We start from the raw sequence: 20,617 nt of genomic DNA, 5'->3' as shown, positions 1-20,617 counted from the left end.
ACATGGCCTACACACCGTTTGAAATGAAGAAAGTGCCCGGTCCGGAACGCGATCTTGTTGGCTATGGTCGCAACATTCCAAGGGCGAAGTGGCCCGGCGATGCCCGCGTGGCGGTGAACATCATCGTCAACTACGAGGAAGGGTCGGAAATGTCGCATCCGGCCGGGGACGGGCGGAACGACGGCTTGGGCGAGGTCATCTACACGATGGACCCGGCCAAGCGGGATCTGGCGACGGAGTCGGTGTTCGAATACGGCTCGCGCGCCGGGATCTGGCGGTTGGAGCGTCTTTTCAGCCGCAACAAAGTGCCTGCGACGTTCTTTGCCTGCGCCGTGGCGCTAGAGCAGAACCGCGAGGTTGGCCACTGGATCCGCGAGGCGGGCCTTGACGTGTGCTGCCACGGCTGGCGTTGGGAAGAGGTCTTCAACCTGACCCGCGAGCAGGAGGCCGAGCATATGCGCTGGGCCATCGAGTCGATCACGCAGACGACAGGTTCGCGGCCCGAAGGTTGGTATTGCCGGTATGGGCCGTCGGTGAACACCCGCGAACTGGTGGTTGAGGAGGGGGGGTTCTTCTACGACTCCGACGCCTACAACGACGACCTGCCGTACTACACCAAGGTGCATGGCAAGGATCACCTCGTTCTTCCCTATTCCTTCACCTACAATGACGGGAAGTTCGGCCTTTTGCCCAGCTATGGCTCGCCCGCCGACTTTCTGGACAACCTGAAGCGCGGTTTCGACCTTCTGTGGGAGGAGGGCGCCACGCATCCGAAGATGATGTCGATCGGCTTGCATCCGCGACTGATCGGCCAGGCCAGCCGGGCGCAGGCGTTGGAAGAGTTCATCAAGTATGCGCAGGACAAGGGGGCGTGGATGTGCCGCCGCATAGACCTTGCGAAATGGTGGCATGAACACCACGCCGGGTTTGCCGTCTGATGAGCGGATTGCGCACCATTTCGCCACTGCCGGATGGTGCCACCATCGCGGCTTCCGCGTTGGTGGAGGCTGACCTTGATCGCATCGCGCGTCTGAACCTGCGGTTTCGGGCGATGGTTACGCCTGACCCGGAGGGCGCGCGCCGCATGGCCGCCGTGGCAGCGGATGGTCCGCTTGCCGGGATGACCCTGACGGTGAAGGACAACATCGACACCGCAGGCCTGCGCACGGCCTGCGGGTCGCGTCTGTTTGCCGACCATGTGCCGACCGAGGATGCAACGGTCGTTGGCCGGTTGCGTCGTGCGGGGGCGATCCTGCTTGGCAAAGCCTCGATGATGGAACTGGCCTTCGGGTTGCGCACCACCGACGCAATCGGAGGCCAATGTCGCAACCCGTGGAACCCGGACCATGTGCCAGGCGGTTCAAGCGGCGGGTCGGCGGCAAGTGTGGCGCTGGATTTCGGAACGGCCAGCCTTGGCACGGATACGGGTGGCTCTGTGCGGATGCCGTCAGCATTCTGCGGGGTGACGGGGCTGCGCCCGACACACGGACGGGTGTCGAACAAGGGAGTTCTGCCGGTCAGCGAGACCTTCGATACGGTCGGCCCGATTGCGCGCCGGGTGCAGGATGTCGCCGCGGTCTACCAGGTGATCGCAGGCCATGACCCGGCTGACCCACACAGCGTCGACCGCCCGGTCGAGGCTTGGGACGGATCGAACGATGTGGCGGGCCTGAGGGTCGGTGTGCCCGAGACCTTCTACTTCGACGCCATTGACACCGAAGTTGCAGCCGCGCTGGCCCGCGTAGTCGCGGCGCTTCGCAAGTCTGGTGCTGCCATTGTTCCGGTCGCGCTGCCGGGGGCCGAGACCGCCCATGCGCACGCAACGCGGATCATCCTGTCGGATGCCTGCGCCCTGCATGAACGCGCGCTGGACCAGCGCCGGGGCGACATCTCGGATCAGGTCTATGAGCGCATGATCAAGGGGCGCGATGTGACAGGGGTGAACTATGCCCAGTCGCTGCGCTTTCGCGAGCGGTGGCGGCAGATGCTGGCAGGGCTTTTCACCCGCGTGGACGTTCTGTTGATGCCCACGACCCCCGGCCCGGCGGCCAGGATCGAGGACGGCGCGCATCTTGAGGATGCGACGCGACATGCCACCCGCTTTACTTACGGCGGAGGACTGGCCGGCACGCCGGGGCTATCGCTGCCGTGCGGGTTCACCGCGTCCGGCCTGCCCATCGGCGCCCTTTTCGAGGCGCCGTGGTGGCAGGAAACGAGGCTCTTTCGCATTGGCGCATGGTGGCAGGCGCAGACTGATTGGCACCTGCGCCACGCGCCCGTGCTGGATTTCGACAAGCAACCACAACATCAGGGAGTACGAAAATGACAAGAAACAGTCTGAGACTCTTTTGCACCGGCACGGCATCCCTTCTGGGTGCCACCCTGCTTGCCGGCATTGCCCAGGCCCAGCCCGACGTGGCGGCCGCCAAGGCAATGATCGACAAGTACCGCATCGCCCCCGAGTTCGTGGCGCCGGGAGAGCCGTTCGATGCCAAGGGCTGTATGGCAGGCAAGAAGATCATGGTGATGCCGGTGTCTTCGGCCAACCCGTTCAACAAGAACATCGTCCAGTCGATGGCCCAGGTTGCCGAACCGATGGGCTTTGAAGTGGTCGAGTGGGAAAACCAGGCCGTTCCGACCCAGTGGGCGCAGGGCATGGATCATGCCACCAACAACGGCTTTGACGCGGTGGTGCTGCTTGGCGGTGTGAACCCCGTGCTGCTTGGGCCGCAGATCGCCGCAGCAAAGGCGGCTGGCGTGTCGGTTCAGACCGCGCACCTCGACGACACCACGCAAGAGCCGGACGCATCGGTCGATCTGGCGATGCGGGTTGCTTATCACGAGGTGGGTGGCATTCTTGCCAACTGGACCATCGCCCAGACCGACGGCAAGGTGAATGCGCTGATCGTCGGTTCGGACGAGATCGTGCCGACCCCGGCCTTCGTGAAGGGCATCACCGATGTTCTGGATGCCTGCGGCGAGGGCTGCAAGTACACGTACGTGAACGCTCCGGTTCCGGAATGGTCGACGAAGATCCAGCCCAGCGTGCAATCGGCGGTGATCGCGGACCCGACGATTAACTACATCATCCCGATCTATGACAGCATGAGCCAGTTCGTGCTGCCCGCCCTGACCATCACAGGCAAAGCCGCCGACGTGAAGATCGCGACCTTCAACGGCACGCCCTTCGTGATTGACGAGATCCAGAAGGGCAATGTCGAGATGGACGTGGGCGAAAGCATCGGCTGGGTTGCCCGCTCGATCCTCGACGGGTCGATGCGCAAGCTGTGCGGAATGGAGACCAAGAACGAACTTTATGTGCCGTTCTACATCTTCGACAAGGACAACGCGGCCAGCGCCGGCACCCCGGCGGAGTTCGACAAGGGTTACGGCGACAGCTACATTGCCGGCTACAACAAGCTCTGGGGTCTTGAGTGAACAAGACTGCAGATCAGGCGCCGGGGGAAACCCCGGCGCTGTCTATCCGCAGCCTTTCGAAAAGGTTTGGCGGTGCCCTCGCGCTTGACACCGTGTCGCTAGATGTCGCGGTGGGCGAGGTTCACGGTCTGTTGGGACAGAACGGTTCGGGCAAATCGACCCTGATCAAGGTGCTTTCGGGGTTTCACGTGCCGGAGCCAGGGGCAACGCTGCACGTCTATGGCCGGCAAGTAGACCTGCCCATCGACACCACGGACCCCAGCCGCCGCCGCATTGCGTTCGTGCATCAGAATCTGGGGCTTATTCCGACGCTGTCGGTGCTGGAGAACCTGCGCCTGGAGGAGTTCGCCACAAAGAATTCTGCGTTCATCGACTGGGGGGCGGAAACGCGGCGCGCGCGGGAGGATTTTGCCCGGTTCGGTCTGGATATCGATCCGCGCCGACCGCTGTCGGACTTGCGTCAGGTTGAACGTGCGATGGTTGCGATCGTTCGCGCGTTCTGCAGCCTCAACGCAGCCGGGGCCGACGGACAGGGTGCCGGCATTCTGGTGCTTGATGAGCCGACGCCGTTTCTGCCGCGCGACGGCGTAGAGCAACTGTTTTCTCTGGTCCGCTCGATTACGGCGAAGGGGGCGAGCGTGATTTTCGTCTCGCACGACATCGACGAGGTGGTGGAGATCACCGACCGTGTCACCGTTTTGCGGGACGGGCAGGTTTCGGGCACCTTGAACAGCGCCAATGCAAGCCATTCCGACTTTGTGGAACTGATCATTGGCCGCAAGGTCGACCTCTACCAGACCCGCCACCGGGACCTTTCGGACAAGCCGATCGCCGCACGGCTGAGCGGGTTGCGCGGAAGTATCCTCAGGGACGTCGATATTGCCCTGCACGAGGGGGAGGTGGTCGGCTTGACCGGCCTTATCGGCTCGGGCTTCGACGAAGTTCCCTATCTCGTCTTTGGTGCCGCGAAGGCAGAAGCCGGCACTGTGGAAATCGCGGGTGTCAGTACCCCGGCAGGGGCCATGACCCCGCATGACGCCATAGCCAAGGGGCTGGCATTGCTGCCAGCTGACCGTTTGGCGCGGGCTGGTGTGGGTGAATTGTCGGCTGCCGATAACCTAACCCTGCCAATTCTGAACCGTTTGCGAACCGCTTTCGGCCTCGACTGGTCCCGCATCAGGTCTTGGTCAGCCGAGCAGTTCGACGCCTACGAGGTTCGTCCCAACCGACCTGACCTTGCGCTGCGCAACTTCTCGGGCGGAAACCAGCAGAAGGTGTTGATGGCGAAGTGGTTGCAGAACCATCCCAGCCTTCTGATGCTGGACGAGCCCACCCAAGGTGTCGATGTCGGTGCCCGCCAGAAAATCTACGAGGCGCTGGACGCGGCAAAGGCAAAGGGGACCGCGATCCTTTGTGCCAGCAGCGATGCCGAGCAGTTGGCGCAGCTTTGCGACCGTGTGCTTGTCTTCTCGAAGGGGGCGGTGATCGCAGAACTCAAGGGCAGCGACATTAGCAAGGACGCCATCACAGAGCGGTGCCTGCTGAGCGCGAGCCTCCATCCAAACAAGACGTTGCAGGGGATACCGGCATGAAAAACTCTTCTGGCGCCATGAGCGATAGTTCCGGGTCCGGAATGCGGCTTAGTCTGCTTGGCCTCTTTGAACGGGTGGCCCTGATTGTCGGAATCGTTGTGCTGGTTGCGATCTTTGGTGCCCTGCGCCCAGAAGCGTTCCTGTCATGGGCGAACATCTCGACCATGCTCGGCTCGCAGTCGGTGCTTGTGGTGCTGACGATGGCGCTGATCATTCCGCTGACCTCGGGTGATTTCGACCTGTCGATCGCGGCGAACCTGACGCTATCGGCAATGGTGATGGCGTTGCTGAACGCCAAGGCCGGCTGGCCGCTGGGTGTTGTGATCCCGATTGCCCTGGGTGTCGGGGCCGTGACCGGAATAGTGAATGCCAGCATCATCCTTTACTTCCGCATACCTTCCCTGATCGTGACCCTGGGGACAGGCACCTTCATCAATGGAATTGTCCTGTGGATCAGCGGGTCGATGACCATTTCGGGCATGTCGCCGGAACTGGTGCAGTGGGTGATCGTCACGCGTATCTTCGGCATCCCGCTTGCCTTCTATTATGCGTTGGGGCTGTGTTTCGCGATCTGGTACGTGCTGGATTACACGACGCTTGGCCGCCGCCTGCTGTTTGTGGGACGCGGGCGTGAGGTTGCGAGGCTGTCGGGAATTCGGGTCACGCACATCAGGTTCGGCGCTCTGATTGCCTCGGGTGTGCTCAGTTCGGCGGCGGGGGTGCTTTATGTCGGCACGATCGGCGCGGCTGACCCATTGTCGGGAAACACGTTCCTGCTGCCAGCTTTCGCTGCCGCGTTCCTCGGCGCGACCAGCATCGTGCCGGGCCGCTTTAACCCGTGGGGGTCGCTGTTCGCGGTGTATTTTCTTGTGGTCGGCATCACGGGCCTGACCATTCTTGGCATCCAGACCTATGTGCAGAACCTGTTCTATGGCGGCGCGCTTGTGGTTGCCGTCGCCCTGTCGCAGCTGGCCCGCGGGCGTGAGCCACAGGAAATCAACTGAGGTCCTGGGGGGCGAAGGGCGACCCGAGACACCGAGCGCGCGAGGGGCGACTTTTGCCCGGAGTGACTGGCCACCGGGGCGGGCGAGGGAACACTCGCCCCCCGCAATTTCGAGGCTGACATGACGCCCTTCGTCTTCAACACGACCCATTGCATCCTGTTCCGGTTCGGCGCGGCAAAGGAAATCGCACGACATGCGGGCGTGCTTTTGGGTCCAAAGGTGCTGGTGGTGACGGACCCCGGCCTGCGTCGGGCGGGGCTGGCTGACCCGGCGGTCGGCGCACTGGCTGCCGCGGGGCATGAGGTCACGGTCTTTGACCAGATAGAGGCGGACCCGTCCGTGGCGACCGTCATCGCTACCGTCGATGCGGGCCGTGGCGCGGGTGTAACGGGCGTGATCGGTTTTGGCGGCGGGTCGTCGCTTGATGTGGCCAAGGTGGCCTCACTTCTGCTGGGCACGGATCAGACACTGGACGAGGCTTGGGGGATCGGCAACGCGCGTGGGCCGCGCTTGCCTCTGGTCCTGGTGCCCACGACGGCAGGGACCGGGTCCGAAGTGACGCCCGTCGCGATCCTGACGGTCGGCGGCGCGGAGAAGCGTGGAATTTCATCGGCGATCCTGCTGCCGGACATCGCACTTCTGGATGCCGAACTGACCCTCAGCCTTCCCGCCTCGATCACCGCAGCTACCGGTGTGGATGCGATGGTTCACGCGATCGAGGCGTATGCGTCGGCAAATGCAAACAACAACCCCTTGTCGCGCCTGCTTGCGCGCGAGGCGCTGCGGCTTTTGGGGGCAAACATCGAGACGGCCGTGATGGATGGCACCAATGGTCCCGCGCGCGAGGCGATGCTGCTGGGCGCGATGCTGGCGGGGCAGGCCTTTGCCAATTCGCCGGTCGCTGCGGTGCATGCGCTGGCCTATCCGCTGGGCGGTCTGTTCCACATTCCGCATGGTCTGTCCAACGCGTTGGTTCTGACCTCAGTCCTGCGCTTCAACCTGCCCCTTGCTGCCGCGACCTATGCAGAAATCGCCGCTGATGCCTTCCCGCATCTGGCCGAAGTTCCGGACGAGGCCCGCGCCTTAGCCTTTGTCGCGGCGCTGGAAGCGCTGATCGGTCGTTTGCAGATGCCGCGGCGCCTGCGCGATCTGAACATCCCGGCCGACGCCCTGCCACGGATGGCCGCCGACGCGATGAAGCAGCAGCGGCTTTTGGTGAACAACCCACGCCCGGTGACCGAGGCCGACGCGCTGGCCATCTACACCGAGGCCTGGTGAGATGCGCCGCCCGCCGGGAACCCGCGCCAACTATGTGCATTTCTGCCAGCATTCGACGCGCTGGGGCGACAACGACACCTACGGCCATATGAACAACGTGGTCCACTATCTGCTGTTCGACACCACGGTAAACAAATGGCTGATCAGCAACGGCCTTCTGAACATCAAGACAAGCCCCGAAATTGGCCTCGTGGTGGAAACCGGCTGCCGCTACTTGCAGGAAATGTCGTTTCCGCAGGTCATCACCGCGGGCTTGCGGGTGGCCAGCATCGGAACGTCGTCAGTTCGCTACGAGATCGGCCTGTTTCCCGACGATAGCGAGCTTGCCGCCGCCGAGGGGTTCTTCGTCCATGTCTACGTTGACGCCGAGTCGCGCCGACCTTGTGGAATCCCTGTGAAGACCCGCGTCGCCCTCGCAGGTTTGATCAATAACACCAAGTGAAGGCTTGGTGTTTCTGGGCTCTGGCAAGTGTTGGGTGCTTCGGGGCCCAACAGCGATCCTAATCCACCGATTTTCAGAACAAATTTCTGGCCGGCCAGCCGGATACCTACAGTCGTCGCAGAAAGTTCTACCGCAACAAGGACCAGCGCGATGACCGACGACATGCTTCATGTCATGGAATGGCACAACGGCGGCAAGGACTATTCGCCGTTTTCGGATACCGAGATGCAGCGGCGGCAGGACGAGTTGCGCCGCTGGATGGCGAAGAACGATGTCGATGCGGCGCTGTTCACCTCGTATCATTGCATCACCTACTATTCGGGTTGGCGTTACTGCTCTTTCGGGCGGAAATACGGGATGGTGATCACGCCGGACGCGGCGACCACGGTTTCGGCGGGGATCGACGGCGGGCAACCGTGGCGGCGCAGTTTTGGCAACAACATCACCTACACCGACTGGCGGCGTGATAACTTTTATCGGGCGATCCGGCAGTTGACGCCCGGTGTGAAGCGTCTGGGGATCGAATTCGATCACGTCAGCCTTGACTACCGCAAGGCGCTTGAATCGGCGCTGCCGGGCGTGGACTTCGTCGATATCGCGCAGCCGTCGATGTGGATGCGGTCGATCAAGTCCGCCGAGGAACACGCGCTGATCCGCACCGGGGCACGGATTTGCGACGTGGGCGGCTGGGCAGTGGCCGGTGCGGTCAAGGCGGGCGTGCCGGAGCACGAGGTCGCCATCGCCGGCACCAACGCGATGATCCGCGAGATCGCCATTGCATTTCCGTTCGTCGAGTTGATGGACACCTGGACCTGGTTCCAGTCGGGCATAAACACGGACGGGGCGCACAACCCGGTGACGAACAAGAAGATCAAGTCGGGCGAAATCCTGTCGCTGAATACCTTTCCGATGATCTTCGGCTATTACACGGCGCTGGAACGGACGCTCTTTTGTGACCACGTCGACGATATGAGCCTTGAGATATGGGAAAAGAACGTCGCGGTTCACCGCCGCGGGCTGGAGTTGATCAGGCCCGGTGCCAAGTGCAACGAGATCGCGCTTGAATTGAACGAGATGTATCGCGGGTGGAATCTGCTGAAGTACCGGTCGTTCGGGTATGGTCATTCGTTCGGCGTGCTGTCGCACTACTATGGGCGTGAAGCCGGGGTGGAACTGCGTGAGGATATCGAAACGGAGTTGAAGCCCGGTATGGTGGTGTCGATGGAACCGATGGTGATGGTGCCCGAAGGCGTGCCGGGGGCAGGGGGCTACCGCGAGCATGACATCCTGATCGTGACCGAGGACGGGGCAGAGAACATCACCGGTTTTCCGTTCGGGCCGGAGCACAACATCATCCGCAACTGACGGCGCTGGACTGTGACAAATGCCCTGAGGTTCAGGGCCTTTTCCATGTGTGTCGCCAAGAAAAAGGCCCCCGGAAAGGGGGCCAGGTTCAGGGGAGCAAGACGGGGGTCAGAATTCGGCGCGCAAGGCGTCGATGATGCCTTGGGTGCAGACCTCAAGGAGGATGTGGCCCTTTTCGACCGACGCCTCCTTGGGCGAGGACAGGGTGCCGGAGCAGGGGGTCCAATCGCGCTTTACCGGGTAGACGTCATAGGGCGGGAAGGTTGCCGGCGGGTGGTGGACGGCGCGGTCGAGGTGAACGAGCTCGGGGTGCAGGGCAAGCATCAGCGAGGTTTCCAGTACCCCGCCGTGCTCCACATCCCAGCCGGGGAAACCGTCGGGATAAAGCTTGGCGATGGCCTCTTTGTGCACGAAATCCCAGTAGGACAGCACGACAACCTTGAGGTCGGTGATCCCGTCCCAGCGCAGTTCGCGAAGCGCGAGGTCGATCGCTTCGACGATGAACCACGAGTTTTCGAAGTGGCCGTTCACGAGGCAGATCCGGCGGACGCCGTGGCGGGCAAATTCCTTGACCACGTCCTTGAGCGCCGCAACGAGGGTTGCGCCGTCAAGGCTGGTGGTGCCCGGCATGTGGTTGCCGCCGCCCGATTTCTGGTGCGACTTGTAGCCGTAGGTGAAGGGCGGTGCGACGAGGCCGCCGATCTCGGACGCGACGCGGCGGGCGAATTCGGTGGGCAGAAGCACGTCGACATGCAGCGGCATGTGGTGGCCGTGCTGTTCCATCGACCCGATGGGAATGAGGATCGGGGTTTTTCCCTTGCTGACGGCGGCGTCGTAATCGGGCCATGTCAGTTCCGAGGCGAAGGCGGTGGCGTGTTTCATCTGGCGAGGCCTGCAATTCGAGGAGCTGGCCTGAAATGTAAGTTGCGGTGGATGCATAAGGAAAATAGATTGTCGCAATCCTTCCATTGCCAAGGCAAATGCATGGCGCTGATCACCAACCTGCCGACCGACCTGTTGCGCACCTTCATCGCGGTCGTAGAACTGGGCGGCCACTCCAAGGCCGGGGTCGTTCTCGGCCGCAGCCAGCCAGCGATTTCCCTGCAGATACGGCGACTGGAAGAGATCGTGCGGTCGCCGTTGCTGGTGCAGGAGGGGCGAGCGATCCTGCCGACCGCTGCGGGTGAGGCGTTGCTGTCCTATGCGCGCGAGATGGTGCGGATCAACGACGAGGCGGTGCGGTATTTCCACCGGTCGGACGTGAACGGGGTGCTGCGGATCGGTCTGCCGACGGATTACGCGGTGGCTTTCCTGCAAAACACCCTGACTGGGTTTCACGAACGGCACGCCGACGTTGATCTGGAGATCCACTGCGACCTTAGCCGCGAATTGCACCAGCAACTGCGATCCGACAGTCTTGATATCATCGTGGCGACGATGCCGGCGGTCCGGATGCCTTATCTGTCGAGGGCCTGGGTCGAGCAACCGATCTGGGCGGCCTCGGCCAAGATGGACGTGGCGCCCGACAGGCCGGTGCCCCTGGGCGCGCATCTGGAGGGGTGTGATTACCGCTCGCGGATGATCGACGCGCTGGATGCCAGCGAACGGCGCTGGCGGATCGTCTATACCGGGCCAGGCATTTCGGGGCTGCAGAACGCCGTTCTGAACGGCATGTGCGTGACGGCGCTGACGCAGGCGACGCTGTTGCCGGGGATGCGCGAGTTGGGCGAGGCGGAAGGATTTCCCAAGCTGGAGCCGCTGCGGATCGGGCTTTTCTACAAGCATCCGCGGTTGTCAGCGGCGGGCCTGCAACTGGTCAGCGATCTGGTCGCCAGTCTTGAGGGCGTGGGTTCTGGCGTGCGCATGTTGCAAAACTGATCAAAACGCAGGCACCATAACGGGTGCTTATCAATCCATTTCAATAACGGATTTTGTCTGTCCCTCCCTTTCTCCTAACGTTGCGTCAATAGAACACATCCACAACAGGACGGGTAACAGGGACATGAAGACCGAGATCACATCGTACGGCCTGACGCGCCGCTCGCTGCTTGCCACGGGGGCAGCGGTTCTTGCGACCCCGATGTTGTCGCGCCGCGCCTTTGCAGCGCCGACCGAATTGACCATGCTGGCCTGGTATGGCCATGCCGAGCCGGACATGGTTGCTGAGTTCGAAGCCGAGAACAACGTCAAGTTCGTGCCGAAGTACTATACTGGCGGCGACAACATGCTGGGCCTGATTTCGCAATCGCCGCCCGGCACCTTTGACATCATCCTGTCGGACGCCGAATATGTGCAGGCGCTGAACGCGGCTGGCTATGTCGAAGAACTGGACCCGAACGATTACGCCATCGGCGACTACTTCCCCGAGTTTCAGCAATTCCCCGGAAACTGGGCGGACGGCAAGCTGTTCTCTCTGGTCACGCGCTTTGGTTTTCTGGGTGTGGCCTACAACACCGATGCGCTGACCGAAAAGGAAGCGTCCACCTACAACGCGTTCTGGGACCCGCGCCTGACCGGCAAGGTCGGCCATTTCGACTGGCACCTGCCGAACCTTGGGCAAATGAGCCTGCTGACTGGCAACGCCTCGCCTTATGACATAGACGAGGCGGCTTGGGCTGCGGTGCAGGAAAAGACCATGTCGCTGCGCCCGCAAGTCGGCGGGTTCTTCGATTACGGCGGCACCTTCTCGTCGCTGAACGACGGGCAGATGCTGGCGTTCTGTGGCATCGGCGACTGGATCACCGGGGTTCTGGAAAAGAACGGCGCCAAGGTGAAATCGGTCATTCCCGAAGAGGGCGGGCTGCAGTGGTCGGAGTGTTTCTCGATCGGCAAGGGTTCTGCCAAGGCTGATCTCGCGAAGAAGTGGATCCAGTACATCACCTCGGCCAAGGGTCAGGCGAAATCGGCCCAGATGGCAGCCTATCCGGCACTGATCCCGAACCAGAAGGGTTGGGAAGTGCTGCAGGCGGAAAACCCCGACGAGGCCAAGCGTCAGGGCATGACCAAGGATGTGGGCAACGCGATGGACATGATCCGCGCCGGCCGTATCCAGTACCGCCAGTGGCCGATCCAGCAGGATCTGGAAACCTGGAACGACTTCTGGTCGGAATACAAGGGCGCCTGAGGCGCACAGGGCGGGCCGTTACTGGCCCGCCCTTGATTTGCTGGCGGGCCGGCACGATACCAAGCCTGCCTTTGTTGCCAAAGAAGGCCTGACTTCCCCGATAAGGACTGCAGCCGCCCATGCGACGCCCGGTTTCCCTTTATGGCCTGACATTCTCGTTGCCGCTGCTGATCTGGCAGTTGCTGTTCTTTGTCTTTCCGCTGCTGTTCCTTGTCGCGCTCAGCTTTTGGACGGTGAAGAACTTTGTGATGTCGCCGGATTTCGACACGGTGAACTGGACCACGATGTATGGTCGCGCGGTGTTCTGGCAGGCTTATGGCGCGACCTTTGCGCTGGCGGCGGCTGCGGCGGCGCTGACCTCGGTTCTGGCGTTTCCCTGCGCTTACGCCATAGCATTCAAATTGTCGGATACCGCGCGCCGCTGGGCGGTGTTCCTGATGGTGATCCCGTTTTTCACCAGCTATCTGGTGCGGGTCTATTCATGGCACGTCTTCCTGTCGGACAACGGCATCATCAACGTCATTCTGGGGTGGATCGGGCTTGGCCCATATCCCCTGCTGAACACGGTCGGCGCCACGATGATCGGCTACCTGACGCTCAGCTTTCCCCTAGTCGTGCTGTTGCAGCTGTTCAGCCTGGTGTTCATCGACCGCAACCTGATCGAGGCGGCGCACAACATGCGCTGCGGGAGGATGCGTACTGTGTTCGAAGTGGTGATCCCGTCGGCGCGTGTCGGGCTGGTGATCGCCGCGCTGTTCGCCTTCATCCTGTCATTCGGTGATTTCGTCAGCCCGATCTACCTTGGCGGCGGCGATCCGACGACGCTGTCCATCCTGATCACCGACACCACCAAGTCCGGCCAACAGTGGCCGCGTGCCGCGGTGATCGCGCTGACGATGATCGGTACCTTGATGGTGGTAGCCTTTGCCGCGGTGCAGTTCGCCTACAAGGGGAAGTCGAAATGAGCGGGTCCGGAGCCGAAAGCATCAACCGCAACCGGGGCGTCGATTGGGCGCTCAGGGGTTATATCCTTCTCGCCTACCTGTTCGTCTTTGCGCCAATCGCGGCAAGCTTCGTGTTTTCGTTCAATTCGGACCGCTTTCCCTCAATCCCGCTCGGCAGCTTTTCGTTGGAGTGGTATGAGGCTGTCGCGTCGGACCCGCTGGTCTGGCAAGGGTTGCAGAACACGCTTGTCGTCGGTGTGATCGTGGGCTTGATCTCGACCCTTTTGGGGTTCGGGGCGGCCTATACCGACTACCGCTACAAGTTCATGGGCAAGCAGGTGTATCTCGCGCTGGCGCTGTTGCCGCCGACGATTCCGGTGATCATCCTGGGCCTTGCGATGCTGGCCTATCTGAGCCGGATCAACCTGTCGGGCAACGCGCTGTCAGTCATCATCGCCCACGTGGTGGTCTGCGCACCCTTTGCTATGGCGATCATCCGGCTGCGGCTCAGCCAGATGGATCCGGCGCTGGAGCCTGCGGCGTGGAATCTTGGCGCGTCTGAATGGAAAACGATGCGGCATGTGATCGTGCCGTTCACCAAGCCAGCGATCTTTGGCGCATTGTTCATCACGATGGCCGTATCTTTCGACGAGTTCGCCGTGGCCTGGTTCGTGTCGGGCCTGAACGAAACCCTGCCGGTCAAGGTGCTTGGCTTCCTGCAAGGGCAGGTCAGCCCGCGGATCAACGCGATCGGCACCTTCGTCTTCGTCCTATCCATGACCCTTGTTATCCTGGCGCAGCTGTTGCTGTCGGGCAAGGGTGCCAACGACCGCGCGCTTGCGGATGACAAGGAGTAAAGCATGCAACGCGACACGCTGGTTTCGTTCGAAGGTGTGGTGAAGCGGTTCGGCTCTTTCGTGGCCGTGCAGAAGATGGATTTCGAGATCCGCAAGGGCGAGTTCCTGGCGATCATGGGGTCGTCGGGCTGCGGCAAGACCACGACGCTGCGGATGCTTGCGGGGTTGGAGGCACCCAGCGAGGGCGTCATCCGGCTGTCTGGCAAGCCGATCAACGACCTGCCGACCTGGAGCCGCGACACGCCGATGGTGTGGCAGAGTCTGGCGCTTTTCCCGTTCCTGAACGTGAGGGAGAATGTGGAATTTGCGCTGAAGATGCGGGGTATCGGTAAGGCCGAACGGCGGCGTCGGGCTGAACAGTGGCTGGACCGGATGCAGATCACCGAGTTTGCCGACCGCAACATAGCCCAGCTTTCGGGGGGCCAGCGGCAGCGCGTGGCGCTGGCCCGGTCGCTGGTGGTGGAGCCCGAGATTCTGCTGTTGGACGAGCCCCTGTCGGCACTGGATGCGGCGCTGAAGGTGCGGATGCAGTCGGTGCTGAAAACGCTTCAGCGCGAGACGGGCATCACCTTCGTCTATGTGACGCACAGCCAGTCCGAGGCGTTCTCCATGGCCGACCGCGTGGTGATCATGAGCCGTGGCGTGATCGAGCAGATCGGCACGCCGCAGGAAATCTACCGCTCGCCACGCACGCGCTTTGTCGCGGATTTTCTGGGGTCGTCGAACCTTTTCAGCGGAAAGGTGCGAAACGGAACGGCGGGCGGGCTGGAAATTGAGACGCCCGCTGGTGCGCTGAAACTGGGGGGCGACGGGGCGATGCCTGCACATGGCACGACGGCCACGGTGACAGTGCTGGACACCAAGACACACCTGAGCGTGACCCCGCCTCTACGATCGGTGAACGTGGTGCCGGTTCGGGTGGTGGGCGAAGAATTCGTCGGCGCAACCGCAACGGTCTATCTGGAGACGCCGCAAGGGCAGGAAATCCGGGTCCAGAAGGGGCATGACGAATTGGCTGATCTGCCGCTTGGTATCGGTCAGGATCTGTTTGCCTGGTGGGAGCCGAAGGATGGCCACATTGTTGCCGAAGCCTGAGCGACAGCCCGAGAAACGGAGGCGGAACGGATGAGCCACATCTTCATCAGCGCCGGCGGAATGAGCCAGCGGCAGATCGACGGACTGCCATTGCGCCGGGTGCGCGCGATGGTGCGAAGGGTTCTGGCGCGCCTTCAGGTTATACGGCCATGACCCATCAGCCCGCTCGCGACAGCTTTGCCGCCACCAGCGCGATCATTCCGCGCGGCGTGGCGCATGTCGCGCTGACAGGCCCGGTGCGGACACGGGAGTTTGCGTTCCTGACCTTGCCGCGGTTCACGCTGCTTGCGTTCAGTTCGGCGGTCGATCCGCTGCGGATCGCGAACCAGTTGACCCAGCGCCCACTTTACCACTGGCGCGTCGTCAGTCTGGACGGGCTGCCGGCCGAAAGCTCTGCCGGGATAAGGATCGAGGCGGATCAGGGGCTGGTTCCGGTCGGCCGGGATACGACTGTGATAGTGTGCTCTGGCACCGATGCGACGCAGGCCGCAGACCGCAAGGCGCTGGCGTGGTTGCGGGATCATGCGCGGCGAGGCGGCGTGCTGGGGGCGGTTTGCACCGGGGCCTATACGCTGGCGCGCGCGGGGCTGCTGGACGGCGATGCCACCACCGTGCATTGGGAAAATCAGGCGGCGTTCCGCGAATTGTTCGACATGGAGCCGCTGCAGCAGATCTACGTCATGGGGCGGCGGCATTTTTCCTGTGCCGGGGGCGAAGCCGGGGTGGACATGATGCTGGCCCTGATCGCCGAGGATCACGGGCCAAAGCTGGCCGATGCGGTTGCCGAAATGTGTCTCCATTCCCGCCGCCGCGAGGCGGTGACGACCCAGAAATCGGTTTTTACCGCCCCGATGCGCGTGCGCAATCCCGATATCGCGCGGGTGATTGCCGCGATGCAGGTCAACATCGCGACGCCGCTGGAGCAGGAAGCATTGGCCCGCGTCTTCGGCAAGACGACCCGGCATCTGGAGCGCACCTTCAAGGCAGTCACAGGACAAACGCCGAAAAGCTTCTACCTTGGCCTGCGACTGGAACAGGCGCGGGATCTTCTGGCGGAAACCGGCATGTCGGTCCTTGATGTGGCGATTGCGACGGGCTTCAACTCGCGCGGGAGTTTCACGAAATCGTTCCGCCGCTGCTTTGGGCAATGCCCGACGCGGTTCCGCTGAGGCCCAGTGGCAGCACCGTCATTCCGGCACTGCAGGTCTGGACATTGCCGCGCTGATTGAAAACTATCGTGGGATCGGCGCCCCCAGACTCGACGGTGAGTTTGGGTGGCGCTGGCCCGCAGTTTCGGACAGCCCTGAATGGACAGCCTACCCCGTATCGCTCTGGCCCTGATCCTCGGGGCGGCCGGAGGGTTTGGCTTTTTTCTGCTGGGTTTGCCGCTGCCGTGGATGCTGGGGGCGCTGTTTGCGACGATGACCGCGTCGGTGGCCAATGCGCCGGTGATAGCACCGGCGCGGATCAGGCCGGCGGTGGTTGCGGTGATCGGCGTTCTTCTGGGATCACGGTTCACGCCGGATGTGCTGCAACAGGCCAGTGCCTGGGGTGCGACGGTGGCGATACTGATGGTCTATGTCGTGGCCGTCGCACTGGTGGTGGTGCCGTTCTATCGGTTCGTCGGCAAGTTCGATTGGGTGACCGCCTATTTCGCCGGGATGCCTGGTGGGTTGACCGAGATGATCGAGATCGGCGAGGCGAACGGTGCCAAGCCCGCGCCGATCATTCTGGCCCACAGCCTGCGTATCGTGGTGACCATTTCGGTGATCGCCTTCTGGTTTCGCATCGTTCAGGGGCATGATGTGGGGGCCTCGGCGCCCATGACCCAAGCGGCGCTGTCGTGGCTGGACGCGGCGGTGATGCTGGCGTCGGCGGTGGTGGGCAGCGCGCTGGGGGGCTGGTTGCGATTTCCCGCACCGGCGTTTCTTGGCCCGCTTCTGGTGTCGGCGGTGCTGCACCTGACGGGGATCACGGCAAGCGTGCCGCCGACGTTGCTGGTAAATACGGCGCAGGTGATCCTTGGCACCGTTCTGGGCTGTCGGTTTCTGGGGATCAGCGCGCGAACGCTGATTCCGGCGACGCTGCTGAGCATCGGGGCCACGGTGCTGACGCTGGGTCTGGCCTTTGTGGGCGGGCTGGCGATGCATGCCGTTGCGGGCAGCCGGATCGATCAGGCGCTCCTGGCGATGGCGCCGGGGGGGCTGACAGAGATGGGGCTTATTGCGCTTGCCATTCATGCGGACGTAGCGTTCGTGGCGTTGCACCATGTGGTGCGGATCTTGTTCGTGATCGTGCTGGCGCCGATGGCGTTTCGGGTGATGATCGGGCGGGGCGGCAGGGCGGGGAGAGGTTGACAGCGAAGCTTCGTGCCCTGCAGGACCGGGTCACGATACCCGGCGGCCCTGCACCCAGACGCCGCGCACCGCCCCGGCCGTGCCGATGCGGGTGACGCGGATCACATCGGCCCGCGCATCTGGCGCAAGGTGGCCGCGATCGGCAAGGCCGGCTGCAGCGGCGGGGGCTGCGGTTACCGTGGCAATGCCGCGCGCCGTGTCGCCCCAAAGATCGCCAAGCATCAGCGCTGCGGAAAGCAGCGAGGACGGCACGTAATCGGACGAGACGATGTCGAGAAGATCGGCCTCGGCAAGGGTCTTGGCGGCGACGTTGCCGGAATGGCTGCCGCCCCGGATCAGGTTCGGTGCGCCCATCATCACTTTGATCCGGTGTGCTGCGCAGGCGCGGGCGGCGTCTTCGGTGGTCGGAAACTCGGCGAAGTGCGCGCCGTGTTCGGCCGAGCGGGCGACGTGGCCGGGGTCGGTGTCATCATGGCTGGCCAGCACCGCGCCGTAGCGGCGGGCGGCGGCAACGGCGGCGGCTTCGTGCGCGGCACCGTTGGCGGCCTTCAATGCCTTTTGCGTGGCGACGTGCACCTCGAAATCGGCGGGGCTGATGCCGTGCTTGCCGATGACGTATTTCTGCAACTGCTTCAGGTCGCGGAACTGCCGGTCGCCGGGGGTGTGGTCCATCAGGCTGACGATGCCGATGCGGTCGGCGGGGCCGAACTTGTCAAGCTCGTCGATCAGGGTTTCAGAGCAGATCTCGGCACGCAGATGCAGGTAGTGGCTGATCTTGAGGGCGCCTTCGTCGCGCAGGCCAAGGATTTCGTCGGCAAGCGCGCGGGCATATTCGCCGTAGTTGGCCTTGGCGTTCGACACGACCGACCCGACGCGCAGGGCATCGAACACCGTGGTGATGCCGACGGATGCGAGTTCGGCGTCATGCGCGATGATGGCGGCAGCGTGGGGCCAGTTGACCTTAGGGCGGGGTTCGATGTGGCGTTCGAGGTTGTCGGTATGGAGTTCGACCAGTCCGGGCATCACCAGATCGCCATCGCAGTCGATCGCGCCGGCGGGGATGGCGGAACCGGGGGCGATGTCGGTGATCTTGCCGTCTACCATGCGGATCTGGCCGCGCAGGGTTTCGCCCGGCAGGACGAGCGTTGCGTTGGCGAGGATGGTTTCATCGGTCATCGGGGCGGTCCTGTCTTGCGCGGCGCGCGGGTTCGGGGTGGAAATGACATGCGCCCGTCACACCGGTGTGACATGGCCGCGCTAACGGGCTGGCATGGATAACATGAAGCGATACGCTGTCTATTATGCACCGCGGGCCGGTGGCTTTGCCGACCGGGCCGGGAAATGGCTGGCGGGGGGCGTCGATCTGCCGGGGTTGCCGCGACCGGCTGCCGAGATCACGGGCGAGCCGCGACGGTATGGTTTTCACGGCACGATCCGCGCCCCGTTCCGACCCTCCGAGGGTGTGGACGGCGTGGCAATCAACGAGGTTGTGGCCGGGCTGGCGGCCAAACTCGCCCCGGTGGTTTGCGAGGGGTTGGCGGTTGAAAACCTGCACGGGTTTCTGGCGCTGACGCCGCTTGGCTGCGAGGCGGCGCTGCTGGAATTGGGAGCGGCAGTGGTCGAGGGCACCAATGAGTTGCGCGCACCGTTGACCGAAGCCGAGATTGCCCGCCGCCGGCCAGACCGGCTGCCGGCGCGGCAGCGGGTCTTGCTGGACCATTGGGGTTATCCGCATGTGATGGACGAGTTCCGATTTCACCTGACGCTGACCGACCGCCTGCCGGACACCGAGGCCGGTGCGGTGAGGGCGGTACTGGATGCATGGTTCGCGCCGGTGCTGCCGCGCCCCTTCGTGATCGAGGATCTGTGCCTGTTCGGCGAAGATGCAAGCGGGGAGTTTCACCTGCTGCATCGTCATGCCCTGACCGGCTGAAGAGCAGCAAGCAGGCGCGAGATGCCTTCGGCGGCCGTGCTGTCGTTGACTACTGTGGTCGCCGCTATCCCATCTGGCAGGGTAAAGGCAGCGCGCGACAGGCGGGTGGCGATGTCGGAGACGGTTTCGCGGCCACGGGCGGCAAGTCGGGCGGCAAGGACCGCATCGGGGGCGGTGACGACGATCACGCGCAGGTCGGGAAAGACGCGGACGGCTTCAGGCAGGGCGGCGCGGCTGCCGTTGAAAACCACGTCCTGCGGACCGTTGATCTGGTCGTGCGGGATGGCGTAGCGCAGGCCGTGCGCATCCCACGTCAGGGCAAAAGCGCCTTGGGCGAGGCGCGTTTGAAACTCGGCTTCGGTCACGCCCTCGAAATCTTCGCCCCCGGCTTTGGTAGGCCGGGTGATGACGCGGCGGACGAGGCGCAGGTCGGGGCGGGCCGCCAGCGCGCCAGAAAGCAGTGTGTCCTTGCCCGCACCCGAGGGGCCGACGACGGCAAAGATCATGCTGCGGCCCTTGGGGTAAAGCCGGTAACGTCGACAAGCCGGTCACACACTTGGGCGCGGGCGGCTTCGTCGTGGAAGATGCCGAGTATGGCCGCACCGCGGGCTTTGGCCTCAAGGATCATCTCCAGCACAATCTCGCGGTTGGCGGCATCAAGGCTCGCAGTCGGTTCATCCAGGAGGAGTGCCGGGTAGGCGTGGGCAAAGCCACGCGCGATGTTGACGCGCTGCTGTTCGCCGCCCGAGAATGTGGTGGGCGACAGGGACCAGAGGCGTTCGGGAATGTTCAGGCGGGCCAGCAGGGTGGCCGCGTGGTGTCGGGCCTGTTCGGCAGGCGTGCCAAGCGCAAGAAGTGGTTCGGCAACCACGTCCAGCGTCGGCACCCGTGGCACGACGCGCAGGAACTGGCTGACATAGCCTAGTGTTTCGCGGCGCAGCGCGATGATCTGGCGCGGGGCCGCCGTGGCCACGTCAAGCGTGCCGACAATCAGGCTGCCGCCGGCGGCAAGGTAATTGCCGTAGACCATGCGCATCAGCGTGGATTTCCCGGCACCGGACTGGCCGATCAGCCCGACACATTCGCCGGGGTTCACGGTCAGCGCGGCGCCGGACATGACCGGGATCACCGCCGCGCCCTGATTGTGCAGGGTGAAGGATTTGGACAGATCTTGGATACGGATCATCG

21 protein-coding genes are annotated in these 20,617 nt (G+C 63.3%); 17 read left to right on the top strand and 4 right to left on the bottom strand.

Going from position 1 to position 20,617, the window contains the following annotated elements:
• Positions 1–2 precede the first annotated feature (2 nt).
• The 8 genes from ACROUL_RS14690 to ACROUL_RS14655 all read left to right on the top strand — a co-directional run bounded on the left by ACROUL_RS14690 (position 3) and on the right by ACROUL_RS14655 (position 9,119).
• The gene (locus ACROUL_RS14690; protein WP_431300204.1) at positions 3–938 is read left to right on the top strand and encodes a polysaccharide deacetylase family protein; all 936 of its coding nucleotides are present in this window, start codon (positions 3–5) and stop codon (positions 936–938) included.
• Positions 938–2,326 (top strand): amidase, encoded by a 1,389-nt coding sequence (locus tag ACROUL_RS14685; protein WP_431300203.1) that lies wholly within the window; start codon positions 938–940, stop codon positions 2,324–2,326. The genes ACROUL_RS14690 and ACROUL_RS14685 overlap by 1 nt, the downstream gene beginning before the upstream one ends.
• A complete protein-coding gene (locus tag ACROUL_RS14680; RefSeq protein WP_431300202.1) occupies positions 2,323–3,438 on the top strand; it encodes a sugar ABC transporter substrate-binding protein in 1,116 nt (371 codons plus the stop codon). Before ACROUL_RS14685 ends, ACROUL_RS14680 begins: the two co-directional genes overlap by 4 nt.
• Positions 3,435–5,030 carry a sugar ABC transporter ATP-binding protein gene (locus ACROUL_RS14675; protein ID WP_431300201.1) on the top strand — a complete coding sequence of 532 codons (1,596 nt, stop codon included), beginning with the start codon at positions 3,435–3,437 and terminating at the stop codon, positions 5,028–5,030. Before ACROUL_RS14680 ends, ACROUL_RS14675 begins: the two co-directional genes overlap by 4 nt.
• Before the next feature lie 41 nt (positions 5,031–5,071).
• A complete protein-coding gene (locus ACROUL_RS14670; protein ID WP_431300200.1) occupies positions 5,072–6,034 on the top strand; it encodes an ABC transporter permease in 963 nt (320 codons plus the stop codon).
• Positions 6,035–6,154: 120 nt separating this feature from the next.
• Complete coding sequence (locus ACROUL_RS14665; protein WP_431300199.1) at positions 6,155–7,312, top strand: iron-containing alcohol dehydrogenase; 1,158 nt, start codon at positions 6,155–6,157, stop codon at positions 7,310–7,312.
• A 1-nt stretch (position 7,313) separates the two neighbouring features.
• Positions 7,314–7,754, top strand: a complete 441-nt coding sequence (locus ACROUL_RS14660; RefSeq protein ID WP_431300198.1) for an acyl-CoA thioesterase — start codon at positions 7,314–7,316, stop codon at positions 7,752–7,754.
• 150 nt (positions 7,755–7,904) lie between these two features.
• Positions 7,905–9,119 (top strand): M24 family metallopeptidase, encoded by a 1,215-nt coding sequence (locus ACROUL_RS14655; protein WP_431300197.1) that lies wholly within the window; start codon positions 7,905–7,907, stop codon positions 9,117–9,119.
• A 108-nt stretch (positions 9,120–9,227) separates the two neighbouring features.
• Here the strand turns inward: ACROUL_RS14655 and ACROUL_RS14650 are convergent, their stop codons facing one another.
• Positions 9,228–10,001 carry a creatininase gene (locus tag ACROUL_RS14650; RefSeq protein WP_431300196.1) on the bottom strand — a complete coding sequence of 258 codons (774 nt, stop codon included), beginning with the start codon at positions 9,999–10,001 and terminating at the stop codon, positions 9,228–9,230.
• A 102-nt stretch (positions 10,002–10,103) separates the two neighbouring features.
• On the opposite strand from ACROUL_RS14650, the gene ACROUL_RS14645 reads away from it, so the two are divergent.
• From ACROUL_RS14645 to ACROUL_RS14610, 8 genes are all read left to right on the top strand, one after another.
• Positions 10,104–10,997 carry a LysR substrate-binding domain-containing protein gene (locus ACROUL_RS14645; RefSeq protein WP_431300195.1) on the top strand — a complete coding sequence of 298 codons (894 nt, stop codon included), beginning with the start codon at positions 10,104–10,106 and terminating at the stop codon, positions 10,995–10,997.
• A 124-nt stretch (positions 10,998–11,121) separates the two neighbouring features.
• A complete protein-coding gene (locus ACROUL_RS14640; RefSeq protein WP_431300194.1) occupies positions 11,122–12,243 on the top strand; it encodes a polyamine ABC transporter substrate-binding protein in 1,122 nt (373 codons plus the stop codon).
• A 119-nt stretch (positions 12,244–12,362) separates the two neighbouring features.
• Positions 12,363–13,208 (top strand): ABC transporter permease, encoded by an 846-nt coding sequence (locus tag ACROUL_RS14635; protein ID WP_431300193.1) that lies wholly within the window; start codon positions 12,363–12,365, stop codon positions 13,206–13,208.
• Complete coding sequence (locus ACROUL_RS14630) at positions 13,205–14,044, top strand: ABC transporter permease (protein ID WP_431300192.1); 840 nt, start codon at positions 13,205–13,207, stop codon at positions 14,042–14,044. The genes ACROUL_RS14635 and ACROUL_RS14630 overlap by 4 nt, the downstream gene beginning before the upstream one ends.
• A 3-nt stretch (positions 14,045–14,047) precedes the next feature.
• Positions 14,048–15,139, top strand: a complete 1,092-nt coding sequence (locus ACROUL_RS14625) for an ABC transporter ATP-binding protein (protein ID WP_431300191.1) — start codon at positions 14,048–14,050, stop codon at positions 15,137–15,139.
• Positions 15,140–15,169: 30 nt separating this feature from the next.
• The gene (locus ACROUL_RS14620; protein WP_431300190.1) at positions 15,170–15,292 is read left to right on the top strand and encodes a hypothetical protein; all 123 of its coding nucleotides are present in this window, start codon (positions 15,170–15,172) and stop codon (positions 15,290–15,292) included.
• Positions 15,289–16,308: a GlxA family transcriptional regulator gene (locus ACROUL_RS14615; protein WP_431300189.1), complete on the top strand. Its 1,020-nt coding sequence runs from the start codon at positions 15,289–15,291 to the stop codon at positions 16,306–16,308. The genes ACROUL_RS14620 and ACROUL_RS14615 overlap by 4 nt, the downstream gene beginning before the upstream one ends.
• Positions 16,309–16,446: 138 nt before the next feature.
• Positions 16,447–17,496 carry an AbrB family transcriptional regulator gene (locus ACROUL_RS14610; RefSeq protein ID WP_431300188.1) on the top strand — a complete coding sequence of 350 codons (1,050 nt, stop codon included), beginning with the start codon at positions 16,447–16,449 and terminating at the stop codon, positions 17,494–17,496.
• Positions 17,497–17,526: 30 nt separating this feature from the next.
• Here the strand turns inward: ACROUL_RS14610 and ACROUL_RS14605 are convergent, their stop codons facing one another.
• Positions 17,527–18,672, bottom strand: a complete 1,146-nt coding sequence (locus ACROUL_RS14605) for an alpha-D-ribose 1-methylphosphonate 5-triphosphate diphosphatase (RefSeq protein WP_431300187.1) — start codon at positions 18,670–18,672, stop codon at positions 17,527–17,529.
• Positions 18,673–18,775: 103 nt separating this feature from the next.
• Between ACROUL_RS14605 and ACROUL_RS14600 the strand changes: the two genes are divergently transcribed.
• Positions 18,776–19,429, top strand: a complete 654-nt coding sequence (locus ACROUL_RS14600; RefSeq protein ID WP_431300186.1) for a DUF1045 domain-containing protein — start codon at positions 18,776–18,778, stop codon at positions 19,427–19,429.
• On the opposite strand, the gene phnN is transcribed toward ACROUL_RS14600, so the two are convergent.
• Both phnN and phnL read right to left on the bottom strand, forming a co-directional pair.
• Entirely contained in the window at positions 19,411–19,935 is a 525-nt protein-coding gene (phnN, locus tag ACROUL_RS14595; protein ID WP_431300185.1) for a phosphonate metabolism protein/1,5-bisphosphokinase (PRPP-forming) PhnN, read from the bottom strand. The genes ACROUL_RS14600 and phnN overlap by 19 nt on opposite strands.
• The gene (gene phnL, locus ACROUL_RS14590; protein WP_431300184.1) at positions 19,932–20,615 is read right to left on the bottom strand and encodes a phosphonate C-P lyase system protein PhnL; all 684 of its coding nucleotides are present in this window, start codon (positions 20,613–20,615) and stop codon (positions 19,932–19,934) included. The genes phnN and phnL overlap by 4 nt, the downstream gene beginning before the upstream one ends.
• Positions 20,616–20,617: the final 2 nt, after the last annotated feature.

It is taken from the genome of Tabrizicola sp. BL-A-41-H6 (assembly GCF_050632395.1).
Classification (GTDB): domain Bacteria; phylum Pseudomonadota; class Alphaproteobacteria; order Rhodobacterales; family Rhodobacteraceae; genus JAUYQR01.
This window is presented reverse-complemented; position numbering and strand designations above follow the sequence as displayed.

Excerpts from the sequence above, each read along its gene's own strand:
- ACROUL_RS14645 (WP_431300195.1), top strand. The coding sequence starts at position 10,104 with ATGGCGCTGATCACCAACCTGCCGACCGACCTGTTGCGCACCTTCATC.
- ACROUL_RS14655 (WP_431300197.1), top strand. The coding sequence starts at position 7,905 with ATGACCGACGACATGCTTCATGTCATGGAATGGCACAACGGCGGCAAG.
- ACROUL_RS14615 (WP_431300189.1), top strand. The coding sequence starts at position 15,289 with ATGACCCATCAGCCCGCTCGCGACAGCTTTGCCGCCACCAGCGCGATC.
- phnN (WP_431300185.1), bottom strand. The coding sequence starts at position 19,935 with ATGATCTTTGCCGTCGTCGGCCCCTCGGGTGCGGGCAAGGACACACTG.
- ACROUL_RS14620 (WP_431300190.1), top strand. The coding sequence starts at position 15,170 with ATGAGCCACATCTTCATCAGCGCCGGCGGAATGAGCCAGCGGCAGATC.
- ACROUL_RS14690 (WP_431300204.1), top strand. The coding sequence starts at position 3 with ATGGCCTACACACCGTTTGAAATGAAGAAAGTGCCCGGTCCGGAACGC.
- ACROUL_RS14685 (WP_431300203.1), top strand. The coding sequence starts at position 938 with ATGAGCGGATTGCGCACCATTTCGCCACTGCCGGATGGTGCCACCATC.
- ACROUL_RS14625 (WP_431300191.1), top strand. The coding sequence starts at position 14,048 with ATGCAACGCGACACGCTGGTTTCGTTCGAAGGTGTGGTGAAGCGGTTC.
- ACROUL_RS14670 (WP_431300200.1), top strand. The coding sequence starts at position 5,072 with ATGCGGCTTAGTCTGCTTGGCCTCTTTGAACGGGTGGCCCTGATTGTC.
- phnL (WP_431300184.1), bottom strand. The coding sequence starts at position 20,615 with ATGATCCGTATCCAAGATCTGTCCAAATCCTTCACCCTGCACAATCAG.
- ACROUL_RS14605 (WP_431300187.1), bottom strand. The coding sequence starts at position 18,672 with ATGACCGATGAAACCATCCTCGCCAACGCAACGCTCGTCCTGCCGGGC.
- ACROUL_RS14610 (WP_431300188.1), top strand. The coding sequence starts at position 16,447 with ATGGACAGCCTACCCCGTATCGCTCTGGCCCTGATCCTCGGGGCGGCC.
- ACROUL_RS14640 (WP_431300194.1), top strand. The coding sequence starts at position 11,122 with ATGAAGACCGAGATCACATCGTACGGCCTGACGCGCCGCTCGCTGCTT.
- ACROUL_RS14665 (WP_431300199.1), top strand. The coding sequence starts at position 6,155 with ATGACGCCCTTCGTCTTCAACACGACCCATTGCATCCTGTTCCGGTTC.
- ACROUL_RS14635 (WP_431300193.1), top strand. The coding sequence starts at position 12,363 with ATGCGACGCCCGGTTTCCCTTTATGGCCTGACATTCTCGTTGCCGCTG.
- ACROUL_RS14680 (WP_431300202.1), top strand. The coding sequence starts at position 2,323 with ATGACAAGAAACAGTCTGAGACTCTTTTGCACCGGCACGGCATCCCTT.
- ACROUL_RS14600 (WP_431300186.1), top strand. The coding sequence starts at position 18,776 with ATGAAGCGATACGCTGTCTATTATGCACCGCGGGCCGGTGGCTTTGCC.
- ACROUL_RS14630 (WP_431300192.1), top strand. The coding sequence starts at position 13,205 with ATGAGCGGGTCCGGAGCCGAAAGCATCAACCGCAACCGGGGCGTCGAT.
- ACROUL_RS14660 (WP_431300198.1), top strand. The coding sequence starts at position 7,314 with ATGCGCCGCCCGCCGGGAACCCGCGCCAACTATGTGCATTTCTGCCAG.
- ACROUL_RS14650 (WP_431300196.1), bottom strand. The coding sequence starts at position 10,001 with ATGAAACACGCCACCGCCTTCGCCTCGGAACTGACATGGCCCGATTAC.